Origin of the sequence: Chamaesiphon sp., assembly GCF_041738855.1 — a bacterium.
Lineage (GTDB): Bacteria > Cyanobacteriota > Cyanobacteriia > Cyanobacteriales > Chamaesiphonaceae > Chamaesiphon.
This window is the reverse complement of the sequence record NZ_JBGSPA010000131.1, coordinates 88,550-102,430: the sequence shown is the minus strand read 5'-3', so window position 1 is coordinate 102,430 and position 13,881 is coordinate 88,550. Positions and strand designations below refer to the sequence as shown.

9 protein-coding genes are annotated in these 13,881 nt (G+C 48.1%); 4 read left to right on the top strand and 5 right to left on the bottom strand.

The features are described from left to right. Positions 1 to 10: 10 nt before the first annotated feature. Positions 11 to 217, bottom strand: coding sequence for a hypothetical protein (locus tag ACEW9I_RS12475; protein WP_373540657.1), 207 nt, complete (start codon positions 215 to 217; stop codon positions 11 to 13). 95 nt (positions 218 to 312) lie between these two features. Between ACEW9I_RS12475 and ACEW9I_RS12470 the strand changes: the two genes are divergently transcribed. Then, positions 313 to 1,491 carry a response regulator gene (locus ACEW9I_RS12470; RefSeq protein WP_373540656.1) on the top strand — a complete coding sequence of 393 codons (1,179 nt, stop codon included), beginning with the start codon at positions 313 to 315 and terminating at the stop codon, positions 1,489 to 1,491. A 624-nt stretch (positions 1,492 to 2,115) separates the two neighbouring features. On the opposite strand, the gene ACEW9I_RS12465 is transcribed toward ACEW9I_RS12470, so the two are convergent. From ACEW9I_RS12465 to ACEW9I_RS12455, 3 genes are all read right to left on the bottom strand, one after another. Beyond that, positions 2,116 to 2,841, bottom strand: coding sequence for a phosphoadenylyl-sulfate reductase (locus tag ACEW9I_RS12465; RefSeq protein ID WP_373540655.1), 726 nt, complete (start codon positions 2,839 to 2,841; stop codon positions 2,116 to 2,118). A 170-nt stretch (positions 2,842 to 3,011) separates the two neighbouring features. Continuing rightward, positions 3,012 to 3,560: a phycobiliprotein lyase gene (locus ACEW9I_RS12460; RefSeq protein WP_373540654.1), complete on the bottom strand. Its 549-nt coding sequence runs from the start codon at positions 3,558 to 3,560 to the stop codon at positions 3,012 to 3,014. A 73-nt stretch (positions 3,561 to 3,633) separates the two neighbouring features. Next, positions 3,634 to 3,774, bottom strand: a complete 141-nt coding sequence (locus ACEW9I_RS12455; RefSeq protein WP_373540653.1) for a hypothetical protein — start codon at positions 3,772 to 3,774, stop codon at positions 3,634 to 3,636. Between the two features lie 122 nt (positions 3,775 to 3,896). Here ACEW9I_RS12455 and ACEW9I_RS12450 point away from each other — a divergent pair, with 122 nt between their 5' ends. The 3 genes from ACEW9I_RS12450 (at position 3,897) to ACEW9I_RS12440 (ending at position 13,071) form a co-directional block, all read left to right on the top strand. Beyond that, complete coding sequence (locus tag ACEW9I_RS12450; protein WP_373540652.1) at positions 3,897 to 5,165, top strand: serine hydrolase; 1,269 nt, start codon at positions 3,897 to 3,899, stop codon at positions 5,163 to 5,165. 240 nt (positions 5,166 to 5,405) lie between these two features. Then, complete coding sequence (locus tag ACEW9I_RS12445; protein WP_373540651.1) at positions 5,406 to 5,975, top strand: GNAT family acetyltransferase; 570 nt, start codon at positions 5,406 to 5,408, stop codon at positions 5,973 to 5,975. A gap of 136 nt (positions 5,976 to 6,111) precedes the next feature. After that, on the top strand, positions 6,112 to 13,071 hold the full coding sequence (locus ACEW9I_RS12440; RefSeq protein ID WP_373540650.1) for an AAA family ATPase: 6,960 nt from the start codon (positions 6,112 to 6,114) through the stop codon (positions 13,069 to 13,071). Here ACEW9I_RS12440 and ACEW9I_RS12435 read toward each other — a convergent pair. Next, a complete protein-coding gene (locus tag ACEW9I_RS12435; RefSeq protein WP_373540649.1) occupies positions 13,061 to 13,723 on the bottom strand; it encodes an ABC transporter ATP-binding protein in 663 nt (220 codons plus the stop codon). The two genes, ACEW9I_RS12440 and ACEW9I_RS12435, sit on opposite strands and share 11 nt — an antisense overlap. Positions 13,724 to 13,881: the final 158 nt, after the last annotated feature.

Genomic DNA, 13,881 nt, shown 5'->3' with positions numbered 1-13,881 from the left:
TACCTAGATCCTACCGCTCGGTACTGAGCCTGAATAGATCTCGTTCCGTCAGGATGCCGATGAGTTGTCCGTTCTCGACGATCGAGATCCAACTCGATCGCACTTGGAGCTGTAATTTCGCCGAGCGACTGGTATCTCTTCCCACACAACAAATTACCCGAATCCGAGCGTCTTGTGTAGATCGATCGCCCCCAGAGACTACCGACAACTCACGCATTCTACTTACCCGCGATTTCAGTCTCCAGACTACTGGCGTTAATTTGGGTATCGATCTGGGCACCCTGTAAAGGTATAGTAAGCGAGTAATTTCCGATGAATACCTATTCCATCCTAGTTGTTGATGATGAACCCGATAACTTTGACGTGATCCAATCACTGCTGCCTGGAGAAAGTTACAAGCTACATTATGCTATTAGCGGCGAACATGCGCTCGCTTCGCTAGATAAATTCGACCCTGATGTCATCTTGCTAGATGTGATGATGCCCTGTATCAATGGAATTGAAGTATGTAAACAGATCAAGGCGATGTCTAAATGGCAAGCAGTACCGATCGTCATGGTGACAGCCTTATCTGGTAAAGAAAACTTGGCTCGCTGTCTAGCCGCAGGTGCTGATGATTTTGTCAATAAGCCCGTTAATGGAATTGAATTGCGGGCGAGAGTCAGCTCGATGCTGCGAATCAAAAAACAACACGATCGGATCCAATCTTTCTCCAAACTTCAGCGGCACAATATTCATTCCTTAACAAATGACTTAAATGAAATCCGCTTAGATTTAGCTGCCGAGTTTTCCCGTGAATTTGATTACCCGTTGGATATTATGACGGAGACCACCGAACATCTGATCGATAATCTCGATCGGTTGAGTACGGCAGCTATTATTCATATTTTGGGACAAAATAATCGCTCGACATTACAATTACGTAAGTTAATGGAAAAATTCTGGTTCTATCTACAACTAATAGTGGAAAAGCCAGCATTTAATTATGGTGATGCCTCGATTCCCAAATCGATCTTCGAGCAGAGTTTGCAAAATCGATTTCAGGGAGCAGTAATACCTAGCCAGATAATTTGCGAAATTGAAGATGCACGATTAGCTGTCAATACCAATCAGTTTCAATGGATATGTAACGAATTAATCGAGTATGTAATTGGTAATATCATACCTAATACTCGCACGAGAATTTTTGGTGAAGTTATTGACGATATGTTTCATTTTTCATTAACAAATTATCAGCGAGATGGAGAGAATCCCTCGATTGTCGAAATGACAAAATCGATTCAATTAAACTCATCGACATATGAAGAGCGCGAACTAAAAATAGGTTTGAAAATTGTCAAAAAGCTTATCAATAATTATGATGGGGTATTTTTATTGTCTAGCCCTAATGAAGCCGAAACCACAGTTTATCTGACTTTACCATTGGTACCAGAGCGATTACCAATGACAGGATCGCTGCTGAAAACACCTACAGTGCTTGGACAAAATTGAGGTCGATGGGTTGGCTCAAATCTTGCACCAATGATAGGAACTATTTGCATTGCCAGCCCCTGAGCTGCAAATAGTTCTCGTTTACTCTCAATCTCTAACAGCAATAGACTGACTGCAATTTTTAGGAGTAGCTGCTATGAAGTATTTACCTACACAAACGCTCTGGGGATGGAGAATCGCCACGATCTCTCGGGTTTTGGTTCGGCAGAGATTATTTTGAAGGAGCTGGAAGTACCAACTCATAATGTTTTTAAGTCATAGAGTCTATTGTAGCAGCGGATCGCGCCCACGAGGGCATCCCAGTTGTACGACAAGTAATTTTGAACGATTGAATGGCACTGATATTAAGTCAGAATAGAAGAGTCATGTAACGATCGACCAAGGTGACTCCCAAAGAAACTAGAGAACTGAAAGATGGAAAGAGGTTACTCCGAAAGGATCTGACTTTTGATTGGAAGAATGTTAATGTCCCGTTATAAAAACGACGCTAATTTGCGAATAGTAAATAGTTCACAAATTAGCGTCGTTAAGGTGCGAAGTGTGATAAAAATCAGTGAATTATACCTTTGGCGACATTAATTTGCGAATAGCGACATTTAATGTGCGAAAGTACAAAAGTACAACCTACTTAGGAGCGTGTAAACCACATTCCTTCTGAGTAGCTTCCTCCCACCACCAGCGACCTTCGCGTTCGTGTTGCTGGGGGAGAGTAGGCTTGGTACAGGGTTCGCAACCGATACTGACAAAGCCGCGTTCGTGGAGCGCATTGTAGGGCACTTCGAGCGCACGAATATACGTCCAGACATCCGCAGATGACCAATTCGCTAAGGGGTTAAATTTGACTAGCGGATGGTCTAGTGTCGAGAAGGCACCATCAGCTTGAATGACGGGGACACTCGCACGCGTCGAGGGACTTTGATCTTTGCGTTGTCCGGTAATCCAGGCGTCGAGGGTCGCCAATTTGCGCCGTAGGGGTGCCACCTTCCGCACGCCACAGCATTCTTGATGTCCATCTTCGTAGAAGCTAAATAAACCTTTGGCTTTGACCATGGCTTCGACAGGAGCCGCTTCTGGATACACCACATCGATCGCGATATTGTAGTGCTTGCGAACGCGATCGATAAATTGATAGGTTTCGGGATGAAGCCGACCAGTATCGAGACTAAATACTTTGATATTGGGGTTAATCTTGAATGCCATATCGATTAAGACCACATCCTCAGCCCCACTGAAGGAAATGGCAATATTATCGAATAGGCTCAATGCCCGTTTGATGATTTCTTGGGGACTTTTTGTACTTAGTTCCCCATCTAGGGTGGAAAAATCCAGTGCCGTAGTCGCCTGAGTCATGGTTATCTGCTCTTGAAAAATTAAGGATCGCGCTCAGCGCATGACGATATTTTACAAGAGAAGTGTAGCGCGGGGAGAGTCTGTGGCTGTCGGGTAGGCTATGCCAACGAGCGATCCTGGGAATGCGGTTGAAAAGTAGGGGTAATTAATGAATTACCCTTACTGTAAATTTACACGCTCATCCGCTTTTCTAAATATTGACCGATCGTTACTTGTTCGCCAGCGCGCGAGATGATTGTTTGGCGAGTCCGGTATTTTTCGCCCACTAGCTTGACTTCTTCTTCAAATACCGAACCTTGATATTCAGTTTTCAGACAGAGGGTATCGGGCTGGGGGAAATGATAGATCGCCGTAATCGGCTTGGGTGTCGCAAAACCGCGATCGCGATATAAGATGTTGCCCAAGGCTCCAAATAACGTATTCCCTCGGGAAGCTTTTTTGCCAGTGATCGAGTCTTTACTATCCCACTCGATCTTGCTCCCACAGGTCAGTGCTAGTGGATCTAAGCCGTGTAATTCTGCTAATTCTTGTAACTCTGGGCAACCTGCGGCGAGAAATTCGATCGCGATCTCACTGACTACTTCTTGGGTATCGCCGTCGGGGAGCGTATAGTAACGGCGTTCGGATAACCAGTTTCCAACCGAACTGCGAAAAAATTTGGCAACGAGCAATTCTTCAACGGTGGCGGTAGCTGACAAGTCTTGTAAGCCTCTGGTCATTGGCTTGGTCCTCACAGGGTTGATTACACAGATTGGGGTTTGGATTCAAAACCCGCAATATTTCTTAATATAACTAAAATATTGCTAGTCCGACTATATCGATCGATACAGAAATTTGCGCGATCGCCTGTAAACCGATGATGAGTATAGAATCGATCGATTTGAGCCAGCCAGCATGAATTGACGGGAGGAGCCGAATAGTGCTAATCATCATCTGAGTGAAAACTCACACTCGATCGTCAGCAGCCCCCCACCATTAACCGAAATCCGCCGAACACTAGGATGAGTGTTCGACTTTGAACCAAATCGCTCTACCACTACACTATACCTGGCTCTATGAAATTAAATTGGCTCCTCACTGGACTGATGAGCGGCGCGTGCTTACTATCAGCCGCACCAGCCCAAGCAAGCAAATTTACTGGCTGGGAATTTGACGCCAGTCGCAATCAATTAAACTTTGGTACCGACAATGGAGTGCAGCCCAAAGCAACGCTGCTCGATGGCCCCTACCGCGTCATCGTCGATCTACCTGGCACCAAGATGATGGCGGCAACCGTACGGAAGAAATTTGGGGCGGCGGTGCGCGAAGTCCGTATCGCTCAATCCGACGCCAATAATACCCGACTGGTACTGGAACTCGCACCTGGCTATGGTGTCAGTCCACACAATATTATTATTCGTAGCGATCTACCGTCGCGATGGTCGATCAAATTACGATCGATTCAGCGTGGTGTTTCGACAGCTAGTACAGGCAGAGTCCTCCCCGTTGCCATCAGTCCGATTATCTTTGCGGGGGTAGTACCCATCGGACGGGAAATGCTCGCGCTCAAGAGCCAAATTCAGGCTTTGGCGGCGAAGTATGATTACCTCTCCCCAGGGATGTTTTTTATGGAGGTGGAGACAGGCAATTATTTAGATATCAATGGTGAGAAGAGTTTTCCGGCGGCTAGTACGATCAAGTTACCAATTTTGATGGCTCTGTTTCAAGCTGTCGATGCTGGGAAGGTGCGGATGAATGAGAAACTTACCGTCAGACGCGATCTGATAACTGGTGGTTCGGGGGAACTCCAAAATCGTCCTGGGGCAAAATTGAGTGTGTTGCAAACAGCTACCAAGATGATCGTCATTAGTGATAATACTGGGACGAATATGATTATCGACAGGTTGGGTGGGCGGCAGGCTCTCAATCGTCAATTTAAAAATTGGGGATTGCGAAAAACAGTAATTAACCGTCTTCTCGGTGATTTTAAAGGCACAAATACGACTAGTCCCGCAGATTTGGTGAGAATATCTGCATTACTTGCCAAGCGGCAATTGATTACGGAATCTAGTCGCAGCAAAGTTTTGGATATACTCAATCAAACTGCAAATCGGAAGCTTTTACCAGCAGGTTTGGGCAAGGGTGCGGCGATCGCGCACAAGACGGGAACGTTGGGGCGATTGATTGGCGATGCGGGTATTATTGAGATGCCCAATGGTAAACTTTATTTGGCGGGAATTTTTGTAAAGCGTTCTTTTAACGATCTTCGTGCCCGCTATTTTGTGCAGGCGGTATCGAAGTTGACTTATAAATACATTAACGATCGACAAATTAGTAAGAATTAGGTGTTAGGTTTTAGAACTGTAGGGTGTGTTAGCGTTGGCGATAGCCTGCCGTAGGCACAGCGTAACGCACCAACTAGGGATTGGAATGATGCGTTACGCTGTGCCTACGCACCCTACATCAATCGAGATTTAGTAGGGTAGGCACTGCCAATTGTCTAGATCTTAGCTAATTCTAATATTATGAATATTTAGATCGATCGCTAAAACACTCACAAATTTTCATCGTTTCCTCTATTAAAAATGCTGCAAATTATTAGAGCTGCAACTGAGTCTGATTTTGATGATATCCTCGATCTTCAGTCTCGGAATTTGTACACGCATCTATCATCACTAGAATTAGCAGGTGGATTTGTGATGACACCATTTACACTGGATTTACTGAGGCAATTGCTCGATCGATCTGGCGTATTTGTTGCTGAAGATGAGCACAAGATCGTTGGTTATTTGTTGGCGGGTGATTGGGAGTTTTTCTCGCAGTGGGAAATTTTTAGGGTGATGGTGGCACGGTTGCCGGAGTTGCGGTTTCGGGGTGAGCAAATAACTAGCGATCGCAGTTTTCAGTATGGGCCGATTTGTATCGATCGCGCTAGCCGTGGTAGCGATATTTTCCCGCAGTTATTCGAGTTGATGAGATCGGATTTTGCACCGCAGTTTCCAATTGGGGTGACTTTTATTAATAAGTTAAATCAGCGATCGTTTGCAGCGCACACGCGGAAGCTCGATCTAGAAATTATCGATGAGTTTGAGTTTAATGGGCATGATTTTTATACTTTGGCATTTTTGACTGAGGCTGTTGCTGGTGAATGGTGAATGGTGAATGGTGTGAAACTCGATCGCGATCGAGTAATACATAGCCGATAACGGGGCATATTAAGGGGGAACCGCTGTGGAGATCGCTTTGAGATTGAGGCGGGGTGGCGGTAAATGACGAGCGAATCGCAAATTTATGACGATCGATAGTTTGGGATGGAATCTGCGTGGATATCGGATAACTGAGGAACTGGATCGCGATGCCAAAACTGTCGTGTATCGAGCGCGGCAAATCGCTCCGCAGTTGGGAGCAGAGTCCCGCTCGGTAGTAATCAAACTATTGGTATCAGCATATCCAACCGAGCGCGAGTTGCTCAATTTTCGGCATCAGTATACGATTGCCAAAAATCTCGATCTACCAGGGGTAGTGCGGCTGGAGAGTCTGGAGGCATACGAGTCGGGCTATGCGCTAGTGATGGAGGATTTTGGGGGGGTGACGTTGGAGCGGTATCGGCAACACCATCGCTTGTCGCCAGTCGATGTCCTCCAGATCGCGATCCAGCTTGCGGATACTTTACACGCACTCGGGCGCGAACGGATCGTACATAAGGATATCAAACCTGCCAATATTTTGATAAATCCCGAGACTCGGGAGGTAAAGCTGATTGATTTTAGTATTGCGTCCCGATTGCCGCGCGAGACTCCAGAATTGGTAAGTCCGAGTTTGGTAGAGGGAACGTTAGCTTATTTGGCTCCAGAGCAGACGGGGCGGATGAATCGAGGACTTGACTATCGGACGGATTTTTATGCGGTGGGGGTGACTTTATATGAGCTGCTGACGGGGAAATTGCCGTTTGAGGAGGCAGATCCGCTCGATCTAATTTACGCTCATCTGGCGCGGGTGGCGGTGAGTGTCGATCGCGTCAATCCCGAAGTACCTGTGGTAGTCGCCGAAATTGTTGCCAAACTGATGGCAAAACAGGCGGAGGATCGCTATCAAAGTGCCTGGGGCATCAAATATGACTTGGAGCGGTGTCTGCACCAGTGGGAGACGACAGGCACCATGGTGGTGTTTGAATTGGCACAGCGGCATGTGAGCGACAGGTTTACGATTCCCGAGCGGCTGTATGGGCGGGAAGGTGCTGTCAAGATGTTACTGGATGCGTTCGATCGGGTGGCGGTAGGGGGGAGTGAATTGGTATTGGTGGCGGGATGCTCGGGGATTGGCAAAACTGCGGTGATTCAGGAGATTCACCAGCCGATTGCGCGCGCACATGGTTACTTTATCAAAGGAAAATTTGACCAATTCAATCGCAATCTACCCCTATCGGGCTTCGTGCGGGCTTTTCAAGATCTAATTACACAATTAGTTAGCGAAAGTGCTGCTCAGTTAGCAGCATGGCGGGAGAAAATTTTGGCAGCAGTGGGCGCAAATGGGCAAGTGCTAATCGCCGCAATTCCCGAGCTGGAGCAGATAATTGGCTCTCAACCTGCGGTGGCGGAGTTGTCGGGCATGGCGGCACAACAGCGATTTAGTTGGGTATTTCAAAAGTTTGTTGAGGTATTCACGACACCCGAGCATCCGTTGACGATCTTTTTGGATGATTTGCAGTGGGCGGATGCGGCGTCGCTAGAGTCGATCGAATTGTTGATGGCAGGTAGGGGTTATCTATTGATTTTGGGGGCGTATCGGGACAATGAAGTATCACCGAGTCATCCGTTGATGGTGACGATCGATCGTTTGCAGCAAGCTCGAACAACCGTGCAGATGACTTTGGCACCGCTGACATTTGACGATCTCGATCGATTGGTGGCGGATACATTGCGGTGTGAGCGATCGAGATCGCAACCCCTGACGGAATTAGTCGCGCTCAAGACTGACGGCAATCCCTTTTTTGTCACCCAGTTTCTCAAGGCTTTACATGCGGCAGGTGAGATTTGGTTCAACGCTGATGGCTATTGGGAGTGCGATATCGTCCGCATTCAAGCGTTGGCTCTGAGTGACGATATTGTGGAATTTATGGCGGCGCAGTTACAGCAGTTGCCACCCGTAACTCAACATGTGCTCAAGTTGGCTGCATGTATCGGCGACAGGTTCGATCTGGAGACACTAGCGATCGTCTCCGAGCGATCGCCATCAAGTGTCGCCACCGCCATCCAACAGGGTTTAGAAGCTGGATTAATTTTAGTTGGTACTCAAATTTATCAATTCTGGCAAGCGGCAACCGCCCCTGCGCCCCTGGTGCCGCTGCCGAGTTGGCAGGGGACTGAAATCGCAGCGGGAAGCGGATTTCGATTCTTACACGATCACGTCCAGCAGGCGGCATACTCACTGATTCCCGCGTGTCAACAACAGCAGACACACCTCCAGATCGGCAGATTATTACTTGCCCATACACCACCCGCACAGCAGGAAGCAAGGCTATTTGAAATCGTCAATCATTTTAATACTGCGATCGATCTGATGCAGACGCCAGCCGAACGAGTGCTGCTCGCGCAGCTCAATCTCCAGGCAACCCAACGAGCTAGAGCGGCAACTGCTTATGCTGCTGCATTTAGTTACGCCGCGATCGGTACTCAACTGCTAACCGCAGCAGGTTGGCAACAGCAGTATCAGCTAACCTTGGCACTACATGAAACCGCTGCTGAAGCTGCCTTGCTGATGGGCGACCTCGAATCTGTCCCAAAACTGGTAGAAGTGGTGTTGGAGCGTGCCCTGACCCCACTCGATCGCGTAAAAACTTATGAGACGATCGTCCAATGGCATACGCTCCAAAAGCAATATCAACAGGCGATCGAGCGGGGCTTAGAAATCCTCCACCAATTAGGGATTAAACTATCGCCCCATCCCCATCAATTCATCCCGCTCCGCTCGGTAGTTTTAACTAAGATTGCCTTGTGGGGCAAATCGAACCAACAGTTGCTAGATTTGCCAGAGAGTGTCGCCCCCAAGCAACTAGCCACACTGCGAATTTTGGATATCTTGCTGTTGCCAGCGTTCTTTTCGAGCCAAGAGTTGCTGGTGGTGTTGGCAACAGTCGGCGTGCGGCTGACATTGCAACAGGGTAATTCGGCATTGGCGGCAAGTTTTTATGCGGCTTATGGTGTGGTGCTGTCTAGTATGGGAGACTTGCAACAGAGCTATCGGATCGGACAACTGGCGATGGTGTTAGCCGATCGATTTACCAATTTAGCAATTAGAGCACAGGTGCAGGTGACGGTACCTTGGACTGCTCAACCTTGGCAAGAGCATTTACGGGCGACGATGCCGATTGTGGATGAGAGTCTCACCCTGGCGATCGATAGTGGCAATCTGACATTTGTTTGTGTCAATGCGGGGATGTCGATCGCGCTGCGGTTTTACTGTGGCATTCATTTGGATGAAATCGGTACCAAAATCCACGAGCTAGCAGCCCTCATCGCCCCATCCAATGATGACAGTAGCAAGCAGTTTTTTGCACTGTTGCAGCAAACGATCCTTAATTTGCAACAGCTATCTAGCGCACCCGCCCAGATTGTCGGCGATCGCGAGAGCTTATTAGTCGCCCAATGGCAAGCCACCAATGAGGCTACGCTGTTATCAGCTCTGTATGGCTTTAAGACCTACCTAGCCTATCTATTTGAGGATATCCCCACTGCGCTGATTTATAGTGATGCACAGTTGCCCTATGAAGCCACTGGAGTGGGATCTTACCGGATTGCGCCCACTTGGATGTTCGATGCGCTGACGCGATTAGCCGCCTATCCCCAGCGCGATCGCCAGACGCAAACACAACTACTCCAGCGAGTCAACTATACTCAACGCCAATTATTAAAACGCGCTCGGTTAATGCCAGCCAACTTTCAACACAAGTACGATTTAGTTGAGGCTGAAAAATGTCGAGTGTTGGGCAATTTTACCCAAGCGATCGACTTATACGATCGGGCAATTGCCGGAGCCAGAACTCATGAATTTATCCAAGAAGAAGCGATCGCCAACGAACTGGCGGCTAAATTTTATCTGGGTTGGGGCAAAGCAAAAATTGCGGCAGTCTATATGCAGGCGGCATATTATTGTTATGTATTGTGGGGAGCCACCGCCAAAACCCATGACTTAGAACGCCGCTATCCCGAGCTGCTGGTGCCGATTCTCACCGCCCAACAGCTAGAACTCAACGACCTCGATACACTCGCCAAGATTACTACTGCTGCCATCTATCCCCCGCGTCAACGTACCCAAAGTTTCGATTTAGCGACAACGATCCAAGCGGCGCAAGTATTGTCGAGTACGATCGATCTGACCGAATTAATCCGCCAATTGAGTGAAATTTTGCTCACAAATTCGGGTGCCCAGACTTGTATTTTAGTCTTACCAGATGGCGATGCAGATCGCTGGCAGGTTCGCTCTCAAAGTGCGATCGAGCCTGATGGCAATTCGACAACTATTCAACTTTCACAACCATTAGTAGATGGATTTGAATATCCCGCCAACTTGATTTATTGGACTAAAAATACCCGCCAAGCGAGCGACTTTGATGCGCGCCAACCGCTAGAGATTCCCGACTTGTATTTGCTCAAATATCAGCCTGCTAGCGTCTTTTGTCTACCGATCGGCACCCAAGAACGCGTCTTGGGGATCGTCTACTTAGAACATCGCCAGACACCAGCTATTTTCACCGATCCCAACAAAACCGTCATCTCCTTTCTGTGTACCCAAGCTGCGATCGCGCTAGATAATGCCAACCTCTACCACCAATCCCAAGCAGCAGTGGCAGATGCCAGACGCCAACAGAGCTATTTAGCAGCACTGCTCAACAATATCCCCCATCGAGCTTGGCTCAAAGATCGAGATTCTCGATTCATCGCTGTCAATCAACCGTTTGGGGATTGTATCGGACATCAACCCAGCGAATTTGTGGGCAAGAGTGATTTGGATTATTTACCATTAGCATTGGCTCAAAAACATCAAGCTGATGACTTGTTGGTGATGACATCCGGTCAACGTCAAATAGTAGAAGAAAGGATCGTCAATGCTTGCGGCGAACAATGGCTAGAGACGATTAAAACACCAATCCGAGACAGTCACGGCGAGATTACGGGTACCGTCGGGATCGCCTTGGATATCACCGATCGCAAACTAATGGAAGTAGCCCTCCGCGAGTCCGAGGCGCGTTATCATCAACTAATTTCCAATGTCCCTGGCGCGCTCTATCAGTTCGCGGTGCAGGCGGATGGCACCTACAGTCTCAACTATATCAGTGCCAGATGTATCGAGCTGTTTGAGCTGTCGCCCGCTGCGGCGATGGCAGATATCGATCGCATCTTGGGACAGATCGTCCCAGCAGATCGGCGCAGTTTCGAGCGATCGATTCGACGAGCGACTAGACTGGGCAATGCTTGGGCGTGGGAGGGACAGATCTTGACCCCTTCAGGACAGCTCAAATGGATGCGGGGGGAATCGCGACAGACACCGATCGCCGCTACCGCTGGCTCGATCGCTTGGGACGGCATTTTGATGGATATTACCACTCGCAAGCAAGCCGAAATCGCTCTCCGCCAGTCCGAGACTCGATATCAAAAGTTGGCTGACAATATTCCTGGGGCGATCTATCAATTCCGCTTGGCACCAGATGGCAGCATGAGTTATCCGTTTATTAGTTCCGGCTGTTGGGAGCTATTTGGACTCTCCCCAGCCGCTATTGTCGCCGATGCCGACTGTCTAGTGCGGACGATCGATCCAGCCGATGTCGCTATCTTCCACAGCAGCATCGCTATCTCTGCCCAAAACCTCACTCCCAAATTTTGGAAAGGCAGAGCTGTCCTTAGTACTGGCGAGCTGAAATGGATCGAATGTGTCTCTCGTCCCGAACGCCAACCTGATGGCTCGATCGTCTGGGATGGGGTGATCCTGGATATTACCGCCCAGCAAGCAGCATTGCACGAGCGCAAACAAGCCGAAATCGCCCTAGCAGCATCACAACAAAAAAATTACAATTTGATTCAGTCGATTAATGGCGTCGTCTGGGAGTACGATCTGATCGCCAAGCGATTTAATTTTGTCAGCGATCGCGCTGTCGCCATCCTAGGCTATCCGATCTCCGCATGGTTTCAAGTCAACTTTTGGGATCTACACCTCCATCCAGAGGACTGCGATCGGACCCGCGCCATCTGTAAAGAGGCGATCGCCAACCATCGCAACTGTGAGGTGGAGTATCGGTTAATTGCCGCTGACGGTCGGATCGTGTGGATTTATGATACTTTTACACTTATTGACGATGCCGATGGTCAACCGATCGCCACTAGTGGTTTATTTATTGATATTACCGAACGGCAAGCCGCGTTGCACGAACGCAAACAAGTCGAGATCCAGCTCCAGCAGACCAACCACCGTCTAGAGTTGACCAATTCCGAACTCCTCCGTGCCACCCGTCTCAAGGACGATTTTCTCGCCACTATGAGCCATGAGCTGCGCACTCCCCTCAATGCCATTTTGGGGATGTCCGAAGCCCTCCAGGAAGAAATCTTCGGCACGCTCACCTCGCGCCAACTCGACTCGATTTTGACGATCGAACAAAGTGGCGCACATTTACTCTCATTGATCGAAGATATCCTTGATGTCTCCAAAATCTCCGCAGGTAAACTAAATTTAAATATTAGTGAAGTTGCTGTAGCCGAACTATGTCGATCGAGCCTGATCCTCGTCAGACAACAGGCGATCGCCAAGCAAATCCAGATCGATACCCATTTACCAGCCGCGATCGATCGGATCTGTGTAGACGAACGCCGGATGCGCCAAGTGCTGATCAATCTCCTCAATAATGCGGTCAAATTTACCCCCAACGGCGGCGTCGTCATCCTCTCAGTTCGCGCCGTACCGCTCGAAATCGATCGTAAAGCAGGCTATTGGCTGTGCTTCTCAGTCAGCGACACGGGGATCGGGATTGCCGCAGCCGATCGATCCAAACTCTTCCAACCGTTTATCCAGCTCGATAGTAGCCTCAACCGCAAATATGCAGGTACTGGACTGGGTTTAGTCCTCGTCAAGCAAATTGTCGAATTACACGGTGGTAACGTCACTATCGACAGTGAAGTAGGTGTCGGTAGCTGTTTTACCGTCACCATCCCACAGGAGGATCTTCCATGGCGATCGATGGTTGGCATTAATATCAGCCAATAATTAGACCATCTTGCATCACAATTATGCGATGGGTTTGGGCGGCAATTTCCGGTTCGTGGGTAATAATGACGATCGCAATGCCTTGCTGGTTAAGATCTGCAAACAATTCCATCACATCTTGAGTTGTATGGGTATCTAATGCTCCAGTCGGTTCATCTGCCAGGAGCAGTGCGGGTTGATTTACCAACGATCGAGCGATCGCTACTCGTTGTTGTTGTCCGCCAGATAATTGACTGGGACGATTGAGCAATCGATCGCTCAATCCCACTTTAATCAATGCTGCTTCTGCCCGTTCTCGCCGCTCTGCTTTAGAAATTCCTGCATAAATCATTGGTAACATTACATTTTCTAGTGCAGTAGCGCGCGGTAATAGATTAAATTGTTGAAAGATAAACCCAATCCGTTGATTGCGGATATAAGCTAAGTCATCATTCTCTAATGTTGTCAGATCCAGTTCTTCTAAATAGTAATCGCCATCGGTCGGTCGATCGAGACACCCAATAATATTCATTAATGTTGATTTGCCCGATCCAGATGCTCCCATTATTGAGATATAATCTCCCTCCTCAACGTGCAAATTAATTCCTTTGAGTACGGGAACTTGGACTTCACCTAGCTGATAGGTTTTAATAATATTTTCCATCTCAATCATAAATAACCATCCATGTTATACATGCCAGTAGAGTTAATAAATCTCGATCTCGCTCGTACTGAAGAGCGTAAGCTGTCGAACATTTAGATCGCATATTAGATTTTTTGAAAGCGGGGAGGAGGTAAGTAAATTAAATGAGTAACAGCTTAAACTATCCA